The organism is Pseudomonas sp. RL_15y_Pfl2_60 (assembly GCF_963970595.1).
In the GTDB taxonomy this organism is placed as follows: Bacteria; Pseudomonadota; Gammaproteobacteria; order Pseudomonadales; family Pseudomonadaceae; genus Aquipseudomonas.
This window is the reverse complement of sequence record NZ_CAXAOE010000003.1, coordinates 550,176-568,150: the sequence shown is the minus strand read 5'-3', so window position 1 is coordinate 568,150 and position 17,975 is coordinate 550,176. Positions and strand designations below refer to the sequence as shown.

Here is a 17,975-nt window from a genome sequence, read left to right as displayed (position 1 = left end):
CACGCAAAGCCGTTTGGGGCCTGCTGCTGATGGTGGTGATTCTCGGCGGTATCTACTCGGGCATGTTCACCCCGACTGAAGCTGCTGCGGTGGCTGCGGTGTACGCCGGTTTTGTCGCGCTGTTCGTTTACAAAGACCTGACTTTCCGTGACTGCCCGAAAGTGCTGCTCGACTCCGGCAAGCTGACCATCATGCTGATGTTCATCATCGCCAACGCCATGTTGTTCGCCCATGTACTGACCACCGAGCAGATCCCGCAGACCATCACCGCCTGGGTGATCGAAGCTGGCCTGCAGCCTTGGCAGTTCCTGCTGGTGGTGAACATCGTGCTGCTGGTCGCTGGTGCATTCATGGAGCCCTCGGCCATCATCCTGATTCTGGCGCCGATCCTGTTCCCGATCGCGGTGCAACTCGGCATCGACCCGATCCATTTGGGCATCATCATGGTGGTCAACATGGAGATCGGCTTGATAACCCCACCGGTTGGCCTGAACCTGTTCGTCACCTCGGCGGTGACCGGCATGCCGCTGACCCAGGTAATCCGCGCCGCCTGGCCTTGGCTGATGCTGCTGCTCGGCTTCCTGATGGTGATTACCTACATCCCAGCCGTTTCAATGGCACTGCCAAACTGGTTGGGGATGAACTAGGTCAAACGTATCGATTGCAACTCTTCAGCCCGGCCTCGCGCCGGGCTTTTTTATCCCCTCAACAACCTGAAACATGCAACTAAACCGATTTCGGCAAGTTGCGTGCTTGTTCGCGCAGCACAAATTTCTGCACCTTGCCGGTGGAGGTTTTTGGCAGTTCACAGAACACCACTTTGCCCGGCACCTTGAAGCGCGCCATATGGGCCTGGCAAAACCGCAGCATAGACTCCTCGGTTGATTCCATGCCCGGCTTCAAGGTGATAAAGGCGCAAGGCGTCTCGCCCCATTTCTCACTGTCCATGGCGACCACCGCCGCCTCCAGCACATGGGGGTGGCGATACAAGATGCCTTCGAGTTCAATCGATGAGATGTTCTCACCGCCGGAGATGATGATGTCTTTTGAGCGATCCTTGATCTCGACATAGCCATCCGCGTGCCACACAGCCAAGTCCCCGGAATGAAACCAGCCACCGGCAAAGGCTTCAGCTGTTGCAGTAGGGTTTTTCAGGTAGCCCTTCATCACCACATTACCGCGCATGAAGATTTCGCCGATGGTTTCACCATCTTTGGGCACCGGTTGCAGGGTTTCGGGGTCGGCCACCATTAATTCATCCAGCAATGGCGCACGCACGCCCTGGCGCGATTTCAGCTTGGCGCGCTCCTCAGGCGACGCCTCGTCCCACTCGGATTTCCACTCACAGGCAACGCTTGGGCCATAGGTTTCAGTCAGGCCGTATACGTGGGTGACCTTGAAATCGAGCGCCTCCATGGCCTCAATCACCGCCGCCGGAGGTGCTGCGCCAGCAGTCAAGACTTTCACTGGCCGTGTCTTCAACGCCTTCAGTTCAGCCGATGCATTGGCGAGCATGTTCAACACAATCGGCGCACCACAAAAATGATCAACCCCATGTTCGGCGAGCGCCGGGTAGATGGCATCGGCACGAACATGACGCAAACATACGCTGGTACCGATATAGGCGGCCAACGCCCAGGGAAAACACCAGCCATTGCAATGGAACATCGGCAGCGTCCACAGGTACACCGGAAAACGGGTCATGTCCCAGCACATGGCGTTCGACAGCGCATTGAGGTGCGCGCCACGGTGATGATAAACCACACCCTTGGGATTGCCCGTGGTGCCCGAGGTGTAATTGAGGGCAATGGCTTGCCACTCATCCGCTGGCAGGCTCCAGGCATAGTCCGGGTCGCCCTCAGCCAGCAGGGCTTGGTAATCGAGCTCGCCAATCAACGAGCCCTCAAGATATTCGGCGTCATCAATGCCTATAACCAAGGGGCGTTCAGCCATTTGACCCAGCGCACGCTGTACCGTCTCGCTGAACTCTTTATCGACCAGCAGCACTTTTGCCTCGCCATGCTGGAGGATGAACGCTATGGTTTCAGCATCGAGCCGGGTGTTGATCGCATTGAGCACGGCGCCGCACATAGGCACCGCAAAATGCGCCTCGAACATGGCTTGGCCGTTAGGTGCAATAACCGCGACCGTATCACCCAGGCCAACGCCACGCTGCGCCAATGCGGAGGCAAAACGCACGCAGCGATTGTAAGTTTCACCCCAGGTTTGACGCAGTGCGCCATTAATCAAGGCGAGCTTGTTCGGGTACACGAAAGCGGCACGCTCAAGAAAACTCAACGGACTCAATGCTTGAAAATTGGCCGCATCGCGCGGCATGCCGAACTCATAAGGATTGCTGCTGTTCATTATTGTTCTCCAGCGAAACCAGAAATAGTGTCTATCACAAAGGCGTGCGGCACCCATACCATTGCCTGTACGAACCCTCTGAAAAAGCCAGCAAGCGACCACAGGACAACCAACGCCAGTAACAGCCAAGCCAGGCCCCTAACATCTAGCGCAGTGCTTTTCAGAATTCCCGTAGTATGAAAACCTTAACCCTAGCAGGGGCAAGTCGCTGGTGAACCGCGACCTTGGTCGAAACAGTGACTTACAAGTCACCAAATGCGTCAGCATAGGCATCCGAAAATTTTAAGTACGGCTGCGCGTTCTCCGCGCATTCAAGACAGGCTTCATTGATTCAGCTATGCCGGTCTTGATTTACCTATTCAAGGAGTTATCTGCGCCATGTCTCGCTTACCCGTTATTGTTGGTTTTGGTGGTTATAACGCAGCAGGACGCAGCTCGTTCCACCACGGTTTCCGCCGCACGGTGATCGAGTCGATGGACCTTGCCAGCCGCCAGGCGACCATTGCCGGACTGGCGGTATTGATGAAGCTGATCAAGGTGGTTGACGGCCAATACCAATCCCTTGAAGGTGAAGAGTTGAGCCTTGGTCAGATTGACGAGCAATTCTCGACGTACATCTTTGCCTCGACATTGGTGCGCCGCATCGAGAAAAAGTACCTCGATGTCGATGCCGCCCATTGGCAAAAAAGCATCACCATTGATGCCACCGCCGGCAACCCGTTGAGCTTCATCACCTTGCGCAAGCAATTGCCCGAGCCGCTGCCGTCGGACTGGGCAGTTGAAGACCTGAGTCCAAGTGAAGTGCGAGTCACGCTTTACGATAGCTGTGATTTTAAAATCGACAGCTACCGCGCCTTGCCCGTGAAATCGGCCGGTCAATTACCCAATGGCTTCGAGCCAAGCGAACTCTACAACGCACGTTTTCATCCGCGCGGGCTGGCGATGACTGTCGTCGGCGCAACCGATGCGCTGCGCTCGACCGGCATTGATTGGAAAATCATCAGCCAGCATGTCGCGCCTGACGAAGTCGCAGTGTTTTCTGGCAGCATCATGAGCCAACTCGATGAAAACGGTTACGGTGGCCTGATGCAGTCCCGCCTCAAGGGCGGCCGAGTGACCGCCAAACAGCTGCCGCTGGGCTTCAATAGCATGCCGACCGACTTTATCAACGCCTACGTATTGGGCAGCGTTGGCACCACCGGCAGCATCACCGGCGCCTGTGCAACTTTCCTCTACAACTTGCAAAAAGGCATTGAACACATCCAGTCGGGCAAGGCGCGAGTCGCGTTGATCGGCAACAGCGAAGCCCCCATTACCCAAGAATGCATCGAAGGCTACGGCGCCATGGGCGCATTGGCTACCGAAGAAGGCCTGCGCCAGATCCAAGGCACTGACGATGTCGACTTCCAGCGTGCCAGCCGACCTTTTGGCAAGAACTGTGGTTTCACCCTCGCGGAGTCGTGCCAGTACGTCATGCTGATGGATGATGAGTTGGCGCTGGAGTTGGGCGCCGACATTCACGGCGCCGTGCCGGACGTTTTTATCAATGCCGACGGCTTCAAGAAATCCATTTCAGCACCTGGCCCAGGCAATTACCTGACCATGGCCAAGGCTGTCGCCAGCGCCAGCCAGTTGCTCGGTAGCGAGGCAGTGCAAAAGCGCAGCTTCGTCCATGCGCACGGCTCCAGCACACCCGCCAACCGCACCACCGAGTCCGACTTGCTCAACCGCATCGCCACCGCCTTCGGCATCGAAAGCTGGCCGATCACTGCAGTCAAAGCCTTTGTTGGCCACTCGCTGGCAACCGCCAGCGGCGACCAGGTGATTTCAGCACTGGGCACCTTCAAGTATGGAATTTTGCCAGGCATCAAAACCATCGACGAAGTGGCTGAGGATGTACATCAGCAGCACCTGAGCATCGCCACCCAAGACCGCGATCTGGGCCAAGAGTCGATGGATGTGTGCTTTATCAACTCCAAGGGTTTTGGCGGCAACAACGCCAGCGGTGTGCTGTTGGCGCCCCATGTTGCCGAGCGCATGATGCGTAAGCGTCATGGCGAAGCAGCGTTCAATGCCTACTTGCAGCGTCGCGAAAAAACCCGCGCTGCCGCTGCCGATTACGACCGCAACGCCCTGCTTGGCCAACTGGATATCATCTACAACTTCGGCAAAGACCTGATCGACGACAGCGAAATTGAGATCGGCACCGAGCAAATCATCATTCCCGGCTTCGAACAGCCGCTGACCTTCAAAAAAGACGATCGCTACAGCGATATGCTCGACTAGGCAGCCAACGGGCGGATGATTTTCATCCACCCGTTTGTAGCGCTATGCGCAGGCTCAGCTCAGCTTACGGGCCAGGCTCAGCAATTGGCCGCGCCACTGCGCAGAAGCAGGCAAGGCGAGAAAGAACGGGTTGAGCAGCGACTCGCGCGCCTCGTAAGTCAGCGCATCGCCTTGCAGGGTCAACACCTCGCCACCGGCACCTTCGAGTACGCCCTGAGCGGCTGCGGTATCCCACTGCGAGGTTGGTGCCAGCCGTGGATAACAATCGGCAAGCCCTTCGGCCAGCTGGCAAAACTTCAGCGAGCTGCCGACATTCACCAACTGCAAATCACCAACCTGCTCAGCCAGACCGGCCAGCAGGCTTTCTTGCTCCGGACTGGAGTGGCGGCGACTGGCAACTACAGTAAAGGCGCTGACTGGCGCCACGCGCACATGGATGGCTTGGGCCTCGCCCCGAGCATCTTCGCGCCAGGCGCCAAGCCCCGAACCGCCGTATAAACAAGTGTCGTTGACCGGCATGCCGACCACGCCAAACACCACTTCACCCTTTTCAATCAGGGCGACGTTAACCGTAAACTCTTCACTACCAGCAATAAATTCCTTGGTGCCATCAAGCGGATCAACCAGCCACCAACGGGTCCACTGCGAACGCTCGCCAAGGGCGATATTCGCCGCTTCCTCTGACAGCACGGGGATGTTTGGTTCCAGCGCCTGCAAACCATCATTGAGAATATGGTGAGCAGCCAGGTCCGCCGCAGTGACTGGCGAAGCATCGGCCTTTTCAGTGACCTCGACACCTGCGCGCCAATGCGGCAAGGTCGCCTTTCCAGCCTCACGCACCAGCTTAACCACCGCTGCAATCAACGCATCATTCATTGGGTAAAGTCCCCGCGCTGACTTAGAATATCGCGCGCCAGATACAACGCAGCCAGTGCCCGCCCTTCGCTGAACAGCGGATGCTGGATCAAACTCGACAGCTCGCGCAGGCTGACTTTATCCACCCGCATGGGCTCGGGCTCATCACCGGGTAGGCGCTCTTCATAGAGGTCGCTGGCCAGCACCACCTGGATTTTCTGGCTCATGTAGCCAGGCGACAGGCTGAGCTCGGCAAGCAACTCAAGCTTTCGTGCACCATAACCGGCTTCCTCTTTAAGCTCACGATTGGCGGCATCCAGCACATCTTCACCAGGCTCAATCAAGCCTTTGGGCAGCGACACCTGATAATCATCGGTGCCGCCGCAATATTCCTCGACCAACACCGCATGCTCGTTATCAAGCATGGCCACAATCATCACCGCGCCATAACCCACGCCTTTGCCGACCAGCCGCTCGTAGGTACGCTCGACGCCATTACTGAAACGCAGTTGCAGTTCTTCAACACGGAACAAGCGACTGCTGGCGACGATTTCACTGGCGAGTACGGTAGGCTTCTGACGCATGAAGACAGCTCCTTAACTATTCTTGCAAGTTATCATACCGCGCTTGCCCGGATTATCAGCCGCGAAGATTGCGCAATTACGACCCCGGCCATCCCAAACTCACCGACCGACGATAAACCGCATATGACTGCACTGCCTTGGCGCGAAATCGACACCGTCCTGCTGGATATGGACGGCACCCTGCTCGACCTGCATTTCGACAACCACTTCTGGCTGGAACACCTGCCACAACGGTACGCCGAGCATCACAAGATCAGTCGTGAGCTTGCCGATGCCGAGTTGATGCCGCTGTTCAAGGAACATGCCGGGCAACTTAACTGGTATTGCACCGATTTTTGGAGCCGTGAGCTGAAGCTGTCGATTCGCGATCTTAAACGCGAGGTTGCCGATCTGATCGCCCTGCGTCCGGACGCCGATACGTTCTTGGAAGCCGTTCGTGCAGCCGGTAAAAGAGTGGTGCTGATCACCAACGCCCACCGTGATTCATTATCGCTGAAGCTTGAGCGCATCGAATTGGCAGGCTATTTCGAGCGCATGATCAGCTCCCACGATTATGGGTTTGCCAAAGAGAACCAACAGTTCTGGTTCGCCCTCAAGCAAGATCTGATATTTGACCCGGCACGTAGCCTGTTTATTGACGACAGCTTGTCAGTGCTGCGCAGCGCCGCCCAGTTTGGCATCGCCCACCTACTCGCCGTCCGCGAGCCAGACAGCCGTCAAGGGCCACGAGATACCGGGGAGTTTGCCGCTGTAGAGGATTACCGGACGATATTGCAGGGTTTACAGCCTAGCGCGCAGGGAGGGGCCTGATGACTGGTCAGAACCGACCCTGCGCTTTAAGGCTCAAACGCACAAACTAGAGCGGCCAGGCATAATAATCTGGCCGTCGATGCCTGTTATTCCTGAGGAATACGCAGCACCTGACCCGGATAGATTTTGTCCGGATGGCTGAGCATTGGCTTGTTAGCCTCAAAAATCTTGTTGTAGGCGTTGGCATTGCCGTATTCAGCTTTGGCAATGGCACTGAGCGTGTCGCCTTTCTTGACCGTCACAAAGCGTGCTTCAGGCGCTGGCGTAGCAACAGTGATCTTGTCTTCAACTTCAGAAACGCCTTCAACGTTGCCCAGAGCCAAGAGAATTTTTTCTTTCTCTTCCTGACTGGCAACTTCACCGCTGGCAATGACCTTTTCCCCTTCAACACTCAGTTGAATCGCGGGATTGCCCAAACCAACCTTTGCCACATGCGCTTGCAACGACTCAGCAGCTTGCGCCTCCTGGCCGACCACTGATTCCCAGAGTTTTACCCCGGCTTCTTTGACGAAACTGAAAATACTCATCGCTATTCCTCTTAATTCCTTGGAAAATTTCCGAGCTAAAAATGCCCAGAAGCTCCAGTCTAGCCTGAAATCAGCACGGACATGACCCGCTGATCTGAAGAATTATGAAGCTTGCCCAACCGCCGGCACTGCGAATGCGGTTTGATTGAACGCCACGCCAACGCACAGAATCGAAAGCCAGACAGAGGCCTGCGCATGGATATAAAACAACTCAAATTCCTTATCGCCCTGGATGAGACCCGGCACTTTGGCCAGGCCGCTGCACGCTGCCACATCACCCAGCCGACCCTATCCATGCGCCTGCGCAACCTGGAGCAAGAACTGGGCCTTGAACTGGTGCAGCGCGGCCAACGCTTTGAGGGCTTCAGCGAGGATGGCAAGCGGATTCTGGCCTGGGCTCGCACAGTCATTGCCGCCCATGACGGGCTCTATGCAGAAGCCGCTGCCTGTCGCGGCCAGTTGGTCGGTACGCTTCGCCTGGGAGTGGTGCCGCTTGCAGGCTTTGACCCGATGCGCCTGATCAAACTCTTCGCCAAACAGCATCCTGGCTTGCGCTTCCAACTGTTTTCACTGAGCAGCGAACAGATACTGGAGCGCTTGAGCAGCAACCAGATTGACCTGGGCCTGTCGTATGTCGAACGCCTCGATCGCGAGCATTACCAGAGCCTCGAACTTGCCGAGTCGCGCATGGGACTGCTGTATGACCGTCGCCACTTTCAACTGCCAGATCAACAGTTGAAATGGGAAGCACTGGCGGAGCTGCCTCTGGGCCTGCTGTCGAGCGGCATGCACTTTCGCCAGTCCATCGACCACAATCTGCGCTCACGCGGGATCACCCCGCATCCACGACTCGAAACAGACGCCGTCCACCAGTTGCTGCACGCAGTCAGCGCGGGTATCTGCTGCGCGGTAATGCCACTCAATAGCGGCTTGAGTGATTTCACTGAAAACCTGGCCTTAACACCGATAGAGGGCGCCCATACCCTTGCTCCTCTTGGCCTGATAATGCGCGCCAACGGGCAGCGATCAGCCTTGGCTCAAGCCTGCTTTGATGAAGCTAAAGACTTGTTATCTAAGATATAAACTCGATTTACAAGCGCATGATAGAGCGCATCGATCACGGCATTGGCCATAGCGATTAGACTCATCCTGCTTAAAACAATAGGCTTGGCTTAAACCAACGCGCATCAGGGGAACCCCCATGCCCCGTCCTGACAGGGTAAAGCCTGCCCAGCACACCGACTACAGCTACACCGAACTGACCGCCGCCTGCGCCAGCGATGCGGTGACCCTGGCCGACGAGTGCGCGCTGGCCATCAGTTACAACGGCATCAACCATGCGGTGATGATGGTTTCCCCATCCTTCGTTGAAGACTTTATTGCAGGCTTCAGCCTGAGCAATGCGCTCATAGACAGCGTTGACGAAATTTATGACATCCAGCTTGAACGCACAGGTGACGCCCTAAACGCCCAAGTAACCCTGAGTAATCGTGCATTTTGGGCGCTGAAAGAGCAGCGCCGGCAACTGGCCGGCACCAGCGGTTGCGGCCTGTGTGGCGTAGAAGCATTGGATCAGGCACTCCCCGCACTCAAGCCATTGCCTGTAAGTCCATTACCGCCAGCCGAGCACCTTTTTGAGCTACGCCAGCGCATCAGCGAGCAACAGCAACTGGCTCGCACCAGCGGCGCACTGCATGCAGCCTTGCTGGTTGATACCCAGGGCGCAATAAGCCTGTGCCGCGAAGATATCGGCCGCCACAATGCGCTGGATAAACTGATCGGTGCCTTGCATAACAACACGGCTGATGGGCATCACGGCTTCGCGGTAATCACCAGCCGCTGCAGCCTGGAACTTATCCAGAAAGCCATTCGCGCTGGCCTGCAAACGCTGGTCAGCCTCTCGGCCCCGACCGCACTCAGCGTGCAGTGGGCGCGACAGCACAACCTCAATCTTATCCACCTGCCGCACCACAGTGCCCCAAGGGTTTTCAGCCCAGCACCGACAAGGTCATCCAGCCAATGAATATGCATGTTGCCCCGCCACGCTACAAACCTTACACAGGCCCCGCAGCGGGCTGGGGCGCATTGCGCAGCGTGACACGCTTCTGGCTGGACAGTAAGCAACCGCTGAAGAACCTGCGCGCCCTGCTCAAGACCAACCAGAACGGTGGCTTCGATTGCCCTGGCTGCGCCTGGGGCGACTCCCCGGAAAGCGGCGCGGTGAAGTTCTGCGAAAACGGCGCCAAGGCGGTTAACTGGGAAGCCACCAGCCGCGCGGTCAACGCCGCATTCTTCAAGCGCTACAGCCTCAGCCAACTGCGTGAACAAAGTGACTATTGGCTGGAATACCAAGGCCGCCTGACCGAACCGATGCGTTACGACGCCGCCACCGATCACTACGTGCCCATTGCCTGGGACGATGCCTTCAAGTTGGTTGCCAAGCACCTCAATGGACTCGACACCCCGAACCAGGCTGACTTCTACACCTCGGGCCGCGCCAGCAACGAGGCCGCCTTTCTTTATCAACTGTTTGGCCGCGCGTTCGGCACCAACAATTTCCCCGACTGCTCGAACATGTGCCACGAGGCCAGCGGCGTTGCCTTGGGCCAAAGTATCGGTATTGGCAAAGGCACAGTCACCTTTGATGATTTTGACAAGGCCGATGCCATTTTCGTGTTGGGCCAGAACCCAGGCACCAATCACCCACGCATGCTCGAACCGCTACGTGAGGCAGTCAAGCGCGGCGCCCAAGTGGTTTGCTTTAACCCGTTGAAGGAACGCGGGCTTGAGCGGTTTCAGCACCCGCAGCATCCCATCGAGATGCTCACCAACGGCTCTGAGCCGCTGAATACCAGCTTCTTCCGCCCTGCGCTTGGCGGCGACATGGCAGCCCTGCGCGCCATTGCCAAATTCCTGTTGCAGTGGGAGCGCGAAGCCGCAGACAACAATTTGCCAGCAGTCTTCGACCATGCCTTCATCGAAGCGCATACCCAAGGAATTGAAGACTATATTGCGCTGCTCGACGCTAGCGCCTGGCCATCATTGGTTGCGCAGTCTGGCTTGAGCCTGCAAGAGCTGGAACACGCAGCGCGCCTTTACCGTCAGGCTGACCGGGTGATTATGTGCTGGGCCATGGGCATCACTCAGCACCGTCATTCGGTTGCAATCATTCAGGAAATCACCAACCTGCAACTGCTGCGCGGCAACATTGGCCGTCCTGGCGCGGGGTTATGCCCGGTACGCGGCCACAGCAACGTTCAAGGCGACCGCACCATGGGCATCGACGAGCGCCCGTCCGCCGCGCTGCTTGATGCATTGGAGCAGCGCTTCAAGTTCAGCGCGCCCCGTGAAGAAGGTCATAACGTGGTTGCCGCAATCAACGCCATGCTCGCAGGCGAGACGCGAGTATTTATCGCCCTGGGCGGTAACTTTGCCCAGGCAACGCCCGACAGCCCGCAGAGCCACAAAGCCCTGCAAAACTGCGAGTTGACCGTGCAAATCAGCACCAAGCTCAACCGCAGCCACCTGACCATTGGCAAGCAGGCACTGATTCTGCCGTGCCTGGGCCGCACCGATATCGACCAACAAACCAGCGGCCCGCAGGCGGTTACGGTCGAAGACTCATTCAGCATGATCCATGCATCTTATGGACAATTAACCCCTTTATCGACTCAGATGCGCTCGGAGCCCGCAATTATCGCGGGCATTGCCAAGGCCACGCTGGGTGACAATCCCGTCAACTGGGATGAGCTGATTGCTGATTACCGGGAAATTCGCAAGTTGATCGCCGACACCATTCCCGGCTTCACAGATTTCAATCAGCGCCTGCAACAGCCTGGCGGCTTCTATCTGGGCAACTCAGCGGCGCGGCGCCAATGGCAAACGCCCTCGGGCAAAGCCAGTTTCAAGGCCAACCCGTTACTTGAGGATTTGATTCCAGAGCAAGCCAAGCGCAGTGGTCAGCAGGCTGACCTGATCATGCAGACCTTGCGCTCCCATGATCAGTACAACACCACCATTTATGGTCTGGATGACCGCTATCGCGGCGTCAGCGGTCAACGCAAAGTCATCTTTGCCAACCAAGCAGATATCATCCGCCTGGGCTTCAAGCCGGGGCAGAAAGTCGATGCGATGACGCTCTGGGATGACAATATCGAACGCAAGATTGTGGGCTTCACCCTGCTTGCTTTTGATATTCCTGCGGGCCAAGCTGCCGCCTATTACCCGGAAGCCAACCCCTTGGTACCGTTGCAGAGCTACGGCAGCGGCAGCTTCACCCCGACCTCGAAATTTATCGCCATCCGCTTGTTTGCCAGCGCCGCCGATAAGCACATGATCGAAGCTAAAAGCGCCTGATAAAGAAGACTTCTAATCTGCACGAGCAAGCAGGCAACCAGCCCGCGATAGTGGCAAATTGACCTGCGAAACAGGCTGAAAACAGCAGAAATCGAGCCTGGGCAATCAGGCTCAGACCACTCCGAAAATCAAAAAGTTCTCCTTAAAAAACATATATTTATCATATGTGCAAAACACAGGTTATTGGTCGGATTTAACTTGCGCAGTTAGTTGCACAGCAAGAGGATCGCGACATCAACATCCATTGAGTGATTGTCGTATGAAGTACTCCTCAATTATTTTTCTGACCCTGAGCATGAGCAGTGCCAGCGCTTTCGCAGGTGGCACCGAAGCTGGAATCGGCGGTGCACTGGGCGGCTTGCTGGGCGCGGCAGTCGGCGAACAATTTGGTGGCAGCACCGGCGCCGCGATTGGCGCGGGTGTCGGCGGCGCAGCGGGCAGTGCAGCCGGTGCAGATCGACGCAACCGCACCGAAGCAGCCATTGGCGGCGGCCTTGGCGGCGCAGGTGGCAACGTTGCCGGACGCAGTGTCGGTGGCAGTAGCGGCGGCCTGATTGGCGCTGCCTTGGGTGGCGGAGCTGGTGGTGCGCTGGGCAACTATTACGGCAACGAAAGTCGCTCCGATGACCACGATGGCTATCGTCGCGACCATCATCACCGTGATCGCGATCGGCGCGGCTGGAAACATGACAAACATCGCCATAAAAAGCACTGGAACCGCGGCTGGCGCCGTCGCTAGCATCTCAAGGCAAGTCTCGCCATCAGGAACTTTAGTGCCATTTAGTCATCGAATACCTCACTGATGCTGTGTCCAAGCGCATTGAAGCGAGTGGTCACAGCCAATGCCCTGCGTTTTTGGGGCGTCTGGATGACGAGGTTTTTATGCGCAAGTTAATCATTGCAGTTGCCATTGGCGCACTGGCTACCCCCATGGCTTTCGCCGATGATGGCAAAGTTGCTGTCGGCAGTGGCGTCGGTGGTGCACTGGGTAACGTTATCGGCCAGCAGGTTGGCGGTAGCACTGGCGCAGCGGTAGGTGCTGGCCTAGGCGGCGCGGCCGGTGGTGCCATGAGTTCACGCGACGGTAACAAAACCGAGTCGGCGCTGGGTGGCGGCTTGGGCGCAGCTGGCGGCTCAGTACTGGGCAATCAGATCGGCGGCAGCACCGGCTCAGCCATAGGCGCAGGCTTGGGCGGCGCAGCGGGTGGCGCACTGGGTAATAACCTGGCGGACGACAACGACGGCCATGACGGCCACGGCAAGCACAAACACAAGAAGCACAAAAAGCATCACTGAAATCCGCACCCCGCTTAACGGCTGCAAAGCAAAGCCCGCATTATCGCGGGCTTTTGTGTGTTTGGACCTTGGTCGAGCAAAAGTTGCTTTATTGCTCGACCAGAAGCCCAGCCAAGGCACTGCGCAACTGATCAGGAATGGGCACCGGGCGATTACTTTGGCGGTCAACAAATACATGCACAAAGCGCCCTGCCGCGCAGGCAAGCTCTTCACCCTGCTTGAACACGGCCAGCTCGTATTGCACCGAGCTGTTGCCCAGCTTGCCAACGCGCAGCCCGAGCTCGATCTGGTCTGGGAAGGCAATAGAGGCAAAGTAATCGCAACTTGAGCTGACCACGAAACCGACTACTTCGCCACTGTGAATATCCAAGCCGCCCACCTCAATCAGGTAACGATTCACAGCGCTGTCAAAGTAGCTGTAATAGGTGACGTTGTTGACGTGACCATAGATGTCATTGTCGTGCCAGCGCGTGGTGACAGCTTGAAAATGCCGGTAATCGTTTCGCAGGTGTTGAGCTTGGTTCATGCAAGTTCCTAATCAGAAGTGGTCATGCGCGGCGCTCAATCAATACGCCGACTGATAAATCGCCAAGGCATGCTGCTCGGTCATCTCACGCGGGTTATTGACCAGCAAACGCTGTTGCAGCATCGCGTCGCGCGCCAGTTGCTCCAACATATCTTGCCCAACCCCGGCATCACGCAGTCGAGTTGGCAGGCCACTGCGTTCGCTGAAATCTGCCAACTCCATGATGAACTGCTCGGTTTGATCGACCGCCGCGCCCGTGCGTAGTTTTTCGCCCAGCACCAGCGGCGCCAGCTCCGCATACAAAGGCGCCGCAACGCTGGCATTGAAGCCCAGCACATGGGGCAGAACCAATGCGTTACTCAAACCGTGGGGAATGTGAAAGTGCCCGCCCAGCGGATACGCCAGCGCATGCACCGCCGCAACCGGCGAATTGGCGAACGCCTGACCAGCCAGACAAGCCCCCAGCAACATTGCCTGACGCGCTTCGCGGTTACTGCCGTTGTGCACCACCTCATCGAGATTAGCCGCCAACAGACGCAGGGCTTCACGCGCCAACATATCCGACAGCGGGTTTTTCTTGTGCACGCTGGTATAGGCTTCGATCGCATGCACCATGGCGTCAATGCCCGTCGCTGCAGTCACTGCCGGCGGTAAGCCCAAGGTCAACTCAGCATCAAGCAGGGCCAAATCCGGGAGCAACAGTGGCGAAACAGCACCCATCTTGGTGGTTTCACCGGTGGTAACAATCGCCACGGGGGTGACTTCTGAACCCGTGCCAGCGGTGGTTGGCACCTGAATCAGCGGCAAACGCTGGCCAGTCGCATTACCAACGCCATAGATATCCGCCAACTGTTGAGTGCTTTGCGGATGAGCAAGCAAGGCAATCAGCTTGGCAACATCCATCGAACTGCCGCCACCAAAGCCCACAATCAATTCGGCCTTGAGTTCACGCGCCTGGGCAAGGGCTGCGTCAACTATTGCTTCTGGCGGGTCGGCAACAACCTGATCAAACACCTCGAAGGCGACCTGTTCGCTGGCGAACCCCGGCAGCACCGGACTCAACAGGCCAAGTTTGGTGATACCGGGATCGGTGACGATCAGCACACGTCTGGCACCACGCTCGCGGCAGAGCGCTGCCAGTCGATTGGAAGAGCCTGACTCGCAGATAATCTGTGCGGTTGTCGCAAAGCTGAATGGGCGCATGATCCATGTCCTCTTATTATCTGTTCTAGCGTGCAATGCCGCGCCAATTGGCGACGCTGCACGGCTTTAGCCATTAAAACGCAAAACTGCTCTCAGGCATGGCCATCAGACAGTCGGCACCACCCAATATCGCTTCACGGTGCATGCTGGCGCGCGGCAAAACACGCTGCAGATAAAAGTTCGCGCTGTGCAATTTGGCCTGATAGAACTCAGCATCCGTATCACCGGCATCAAGCTGGTCTTGCGCGCGAGCGGCTGCCTGCAACCAAAAGCCTGCCAACAACACATAGGCGCAATACTGCAAGAAGTCCACCGAGCAGGCGCCAATCTCCTGCGGGTTACGCTGGCATGCAGCTATGACTTGCGCGGTCAATTCACCACACTCAACAACACGCGACTGCACTGTGGCGGCCATGGCTTGCAAGGCGGGGCGCTGTGCCTGCGCAGCACACAACTGGCTGAACTCGTCACATAGCTCGGTCAACTGCTGACCACCATCACCCAGCAGCTTGCGGCGAATGTAATCCAGCGCCTGAATACCGTTGGTGCCTTCATAGAGTTGAGTGATGCGACTGTCACGCATCAACTGCTCGATGCCCCACTCACGGATGTAACCGTGCCCACCGTATACCTGCACGGCATGGCTGGCGACCTCCTGGCCCATGTCGGTAAAGAATGCCTTAACGATAGGAATCAGCAGCGCCACGCGCTTGCCAGCAGCCTTGCGTGCTGTGGCATCCGGATGCGCATGTTCCAGATCGAGCAAACGCGCGGTGTAGGCGGCCAGCATGCGCGAGCCTTCGACCAGGGTCTTCTGGGTCAACAACATGCGCCTTACATCCGGATGCACGATGATCGGGTCAGCGGCCTTTTCAGGCGCAGCCGGGCCGGTCAATGCGCGTGACTGCAAGCGCTCGCGGGCATAGCGCAGCGCCCCTTGATAAGCGGCTTCGGCAACACCCAGGCCCTGCAAACCCACCTGAAAACGGGCGTCATTCATCATGGTGAACATGCCCGCCAGACCTTGATTGGCTTCACCAACCAACCAGCCGGTGGCGCCATCAAAATTCATCACGCAGGTGGCCGCGCCCTTGATCCCCATCTTGTGCTCAAGTGCGCCACAGCTTAGCGCATTACGCTGACCAAGACTGCCATCGGCATTAGCGATGAATTTGGGCACCAACAGCAAACTGATGCCTTTGACCCCAGCAGGCGCATCAGGCAGGCGGGCCAGGACCAGATGGACGATATTCTCGCTGAGATCCTGCTCACCGCCGCTGATAAAAATCTTATTTCCGCTAACCCGGTAACTACCGTCAGCCTGGGGTTCGGCCTTGGTCCGCAGCAACGCCAGGTCAGTGCCCGCCTGCGGCTCGGTCAGGCACATGGTGCCGGTCCATTCACCGCTGACCAGCTTGTGCAGATAGGCCTGCTTGAGTTCGTCACTGCCGTGCACATTGAGCGCCAGTACCGCACCCTCGGTCAGCCCCGAATAAATCCGGAACGATAAACTCGCGCCCATCAACATTTCATGAAAGTTGCAGGCCAGCAGCTGCGGCAGCGCCTGCCCGCCAAAGTCAGCTGGGCCGGTCATGCTCGCCCAGCCGTTATCCACATATTGCTGGTAAGCCTCACTGAAGCCATCCGGCGTAGTCACCTTGCCATCAACCAGGCTTGCACCCTGCTCGTCACTGTTGCGATTGAGCGGTGCAACAACCTCGCTGGCGTAGCGCGCCGCTTCCTCAAGCACACCATCAATCAACTCGCGATCAAGGCCGTTACCCAAAGTTTGGCAGTGTGCGCTGATATCAAATAACTCATGCATGACAAAACGCATATCACGCAGCGGCGCCTGATAACTCATAGCGAGCCCTCCTGCACATCCGCGAAGCCTTTGCCGCTGGCAGCCAGTTGCGAAATCAACTGTGCGGGCCGCCAATGCTCGCCACGGTTTTCCTGCAAATAGCGCAGACGCGCCTGAATATCTGCCACGCCCTGGTTATCGGCCCAGCTCATTGGCCCGCCTTTATCAGCGGGGAAGCCATAACCGTTGAGATAGACCAGGTCGATGTCTTGGCTGTTGGCGGCGATATTTTCCTGAAGAATTTTCGCACCTTCATTGACCAGCGCCAGCAGGCACCGCTCAAGGATTTCATCGGGACCGATATCACGGCGCCTGAAGCCAAGTCGCTCGGAAACGCCGAGTACCAATGCATCCACTTCAGGATCATGCTCAGCCTGACGGCTGCCTTCGGCGTAACGGTAATAACCCATGCCCGCCTTCTGCCCGAAACGGCCCAGTTCACAAAGGCGATTGTCCACTTGCACCTCTGGCGCATCCTGGCCCTTGCCCGCCAACTCACGGGCGCGCCATTCGAGATCAATACCGACCACGTCGTACATGCGGAACGGCCCCATGGCAAAGCCAAAGCCTTGCAGGGCTGCGTCGACCTGATGCGGATAAGCGCCTTCAAGCAGCATCATCCGCGCTTCTCGCACGTAGGTATGGAGCATGCGATTGCCAATAAATCCATTGCAGTTTCCAGCCACCACACTGACTTTGCCAATGCGCTTGCCCAGCGCCAGGGCCGCATCCAGCACAGCTTTCGAGGTTTTTTCACCGCGCACGATTTCCAGCAGCTTCATGATGTGCGCAGGGCTGAAAAAGTGCAGGCCCAACACATGATCCGGGCGTTGGGTGACAGCAGCGATTGCATCAATATCCAATGCCGAAGTATTGCTCGCCAGAATCGCGCCCGGCTTGAGGGTGGCATCCAGAGTGCGAAAGATTTGCTGTTTGAGCTCAAGGCTCTCGTACACCGCCTCGATCACCAGATCGGCATCGGCCAGCGCGGCGTAATCTGCAACCGGGGTGATACAGGCATAGCGCGCAGCCGACTGTTCAGCGCTAATGCGCTCCAATTTGACGTTGTGTTCGTTGGTCTTGGCGACCACAGCCAGCGCCTGTTCCAGCATTTGCGCGTTATTGTCGAGCCACAGAACCTGGATGCCGGCATTGGCCAGGCTCATGACAATCCCACGGCCCATGGTCCCGGCGCCAATAACGGCGGCACACTGAATATCAAAAACACTGCTCATGGTTATCCCTCTTGTAATTGAGCGGGCAAAAGATCGCCCATCACCATAAGCAACCGGCTACTATTA

General features: G+C 57.3%; 16 protein-coding genes. 8 read left to right on the top strand and 8 right to left on the bottom strand.

Annotated elements, in window-relative coordinates:
* The coding region (locus tag AACY26_RS11520) for a TRAP transporter large permease (protein ID WP_339511763.1) at nucleotides 1–647 on the top strand (647 nt) is incomplete at its 5' end.
* A gap of 79 nt (nucleotides 648–726) precedes the next feature.
* Here AACY26_RS11520 and AACY26_RS11515 read toward each other — a convergent pair.
* Nucleotides 727–2,367 carry an acyl-CoA synthetase gene (locus AACY26_RS11515; protein WP_339514086.1) on the bottom strand — a complete coding sequence of 547 codons (1,641 nt, stop codon included), beginning with the start codon at nucleotides 2,365–2,367 and terminating at the stop codon, nucleotides 727–729.
* Between the two features lie 378 nt (nucleotides 2,368–2,745).
* Here AACY26_RS11515 and AACY26_RS11510 point away from each other — a divergent pair, with 378 nt between their 5' ends.
* Nucleotides 2,746–4,653, top strand: a complete 1,908-nt coding sequence (locus AACY26_RS11510) for a beta-ketoacyl synthase (protein ID WP_339514084.1) — start codon at nucleotides 2,746–2,748, stop codon at nucleotides 4,651–4,653.
* A gap of 54 nt (nucleotides 4,654–4,707) precedes the next feature.
* Here AACY26_RS11510 and cysQ read toward each other — a convergent pair whose 3' ends face one another.
* On the bottom strand, nucleotides 4,708–5,529 hold the full coding sequence (gene cysQ / locus AACY26_RS11505) for a 3'(2'),5'-bisphosphate nucleotidase CysQ (RefSeq protein WP_339514082.1): 822 nt from the start codon (nucleotides 5,527–5,529) through the stop codon (nucleotides 4,708–4,710).
* A complete protein-coding gene (gene nudE, locus AACY26_RS11500; RefSeq protein WP_339514080.1) occupies nucleotides 5,526–6,092 on the bottom strand; it encodes an ADP compounds hydrolase NudE in 567 nt (188 codons plus the stop codon). The genes cysQ and nudE overlap by 4 nt, the downstream gene beginning before the upstream one ends.
* A 123-nt stretch (nucleotides 6,093–6,215) precedes the next feature.
* Between nudE and yrfG the strand changes: the two genes are divergently transcribed.
* Entirely contained in the window at nucleotides 6,216–6,902 is a 687-nt protein-coding gene (gene yrfG / locus AACY26_RS11495) for a GMP/IMP nucleotidase (protein WP_339514078.1), read from the top strand.
* Between the two features lie 86 nt (nucleotides 6,903–6,988).
* Here the strand turns inward: yrfG and lysM are convergent, their stop codons facing one another.
* Complete coding sequence (lysM, locus tag AACY26_RS11490; RefSeq protein ID WP_089360338.1) at nucleotides 6,989–7,429, bottom strand: peptidoglycan-binding protein LysM; 441 nt, start codon at nucleotides 7,427–7,429, stop codon at nucleotides 6,989–6,991.
* Between the two features lie 195 nt (nucleotides 7,430–7,624).
* Here lysM and AACY26_RS11485 point away from each other — a divergent pair, with 195 nt between their 5' ends.
* The 5 genes from AACY26_RS11485 (at nucleotide 7,625) to AACY26_RS11465 (ending at nucleotide 13,081) form a co-directional block, all read left to right on the top strand.
* Entirely contained in the window at nucleotides 7,625–8,512 is an 888-nt protein-coding gene (locus AACY26_RS11485; RefSeq protein WP_339514075.1) for a LysR family transcriptional regulator, read from the top strand.
* Between the two features lie 118 nt (nucleotides 8,513–8,630).
* Entirely contained in the window at nucleotides 8,631–9,452 is an 822-nt protein-coding gene (fdhD, locus tag AACY26_RS11480) for a formate dehydrogenase accessory sulfurtransferase FdhD (RefSeq protein WP_339514073.1), read from the top strand.
* Nucleotides 9,449–11,785, top strand: coding sequence for an FdhF/YdeP family oxidoreductase (locus AACY26_RS11475; protein ID WP_339514071.1), 2,337 nt, complete (start codon nucleotides 9,449–9,451; stop codon nucleotides 11,783–11,785). The genes fdhD and AACY26_RS11475 overlap by 4 nt, the downstream gene beginning before the upstream one ends.
* 259 nt (nucleotides 11,786–12,044) lie before the next feature.
* Nucleotides 12,045–12,524, top strand: coding sequence for a hypothetical protein (locus AACY26_RS11470; protein WP_339514069.1), 480 nt, complete (start codon nucleotides 12,045–12,047; stop codon nucleotides 12,522–12,524).
* A gap of 143 nt (nucleotides 12,525–12,667) precedes the next feature.
* The gene (locus AACY26_RS11465) at nucleotides 12,668–13,081 is read left to right on the top strand and encodes a glycine zipper domain-containing protein (protein WP_339514067.1); all 414 of its coding nucleotides are present in this window, start codon (nucleotides 12,668–12,670) and stop codon (nucleotides 13,079–13,081) included.
* An 88-nt stretch (nucleotides 13,082–13,169) separates the two neighbouring features.
* Here the strand turns inward: AACY26_RS11465 and AACY26_RS11460 are convergent, their stop codons facing one another.
* The 4 genes from AACY26_RS11460 to AACY26_RS11445 form a co-directional block, all read right to left on the bottom strand.
* Nucleotides 13,170–13,607, bottom strand: coding sequence for an acyl-CoA thioesterase (locus AACY26_RS11460; protein WP_339514065.1), 438 nt, complete (start codon nucleotides 13,605–13,607; stop codon nucleotides 13,170–13,172).
* 39 nt (nucleotides 13,608–13,646) lie between these two features.
* The gene (locus AACY26_RS11455) at nucleotides 13,647–14,810 is read right to left on the bottom strand and encodes an iron-containing alcohol dehydrogenase (protein ID WP_339514063.1); all 1,164 of its coding nucleotides are present in this window, start codon (nucleotides 14,808–14,810) and stop codon (nucleotides 13,647–13,649) included.
* Between the two features lie 73 nt (nucleotides 14,811–14,883).
* Nucleotides 14,884–16,674 carry an acyl-CoA dehydrogenase C-terminal domain-containing protein gene (locus AACY26_RS11450; RefSeq protein WP_339514061.1) on the bottom strand — a complete coding sequence of 597 codons (1,791 nt, stop codon included), beginning with the start codon at nucleotides 16,672–16,674 and terminating at the stop codon, nucleotides 14,884–14,886.
* Nucleotides 16,671–17,909 (bottom strand): 3-hydroxyacyl-CoA dehydrogenase, encoded by a 1,239-nt coding sequence (locus tag AACY26_RS11445; protein WP_339514059.1) that lies wholly within the window; start codon nucleotides 17,907–17,909, stop codon nucleotides 16,671–16,673. Before AACY26_RS11445 ends, AACY26_RS11450 begins: the two co-directional genes overlap by 4 nt.
* Nucleotides 17,910–17,975: the final 66 nt, after the last annotated feature.

Coding starts and splice junctions, on each gene's coding strand:
- AACY26_RS11445 (WP_339514059.1), bottom strand. CDS start 17,909: ATGAGCAGTGTTTTTGATATTCAGTGTGCCGCCGTTATTGGCGCCGGG.
- AACY26_RS11450 (WP_339514061.1), bottom strand. CDS start 16,674: ATGAGTTATCAGGCGCCGCTGCGTGATATGCGTTTTGTCATGCATGAG.
- cysQ (WP_339514082.1), bottom strand. CDS start 5,529: ATGAATGATGCGTTGATTGCAGCGGTGGTTAAGCTGGTGCGTGAGGCT.
- AACY26_RS11460 (WP_339514065.1), bottom strand. CDS start 13,607: ATGAACCAAGCTCAACACCTGCGAAACGATTACCGGCATTTTCAAGCT.
- AACY26_RS11475 (WP_339514071.1), top strand. CDS start 9,449: ATGAATATGCATGTTGCCCCGCCACGCTACAAACCTTACACAGGCCCC.
- AACY26_RS11455 (WP_339514063.1), bottom strand. CDS start 14,810: ATGCGCCCATTCAGCTTTGCGACAACCGCACAGATTATCTGCGAGTCA.
- nudE (WP_339514080.1), bottom strand. CDS start 6,092: ATGCGTCAGAAGCCTACCGTACTCGCCAGTGAAATCGTCGCCAGCAGT.
- AACY26_RS11465 (WP_339514067.1), top strand. CDS start 12,668: ATGCGCAAGTTAATCATTGCAGTTGCCATTGGCGCACTGGCTACCCCC.
- AACY26_RS11470 (WP_339514069.1), top strand. CDS start 12,045: ATGAAGTACTCCTCAATTATTTTTCTGACCCTGAGCATGAGCAGTGCC.
- yrfG (WP_339514078.1), top strand. CDS start 6,216: ATGACTGCACTGCCTTGGCGCGAAATCGACACCGTCCTGCTGGATATG.
- lysM (WP_089360338.1), bottom strand. CDS start 7,429: ATGAGTATTTTCAGTTTCGTCAAAGAAGCCGGGGTAAAACTCTGGGAA.
- AACY26_RS11510 (WP_339514084.1), top strand. CDS start 2,746: ATGTCTCGCTTACCCGTTATTGTTGGTTTTGGTGGTTATAACGCAGCA.
- AACY26_RS11485 (WP_339514075.1), top strand. CDS start 7,625: ATGGATATAAAACAACTCAAATTCCTTATCGCCCTGGATGAGACCCGG.
- fdhD (WP_339514073.1), top strand. CDS start 8,631: ATGCCCCGTCCTGACAGGGTAAAGCCTGCCCAGCACACCGACTACAGC.
- AACY26_RS11515 (WP_339514086.1), bottom strand. CDS start 2,367: ATGAACAGCAGCAATCCTTATGAGTTCGGCATGCCGCGCGATGCGGCC.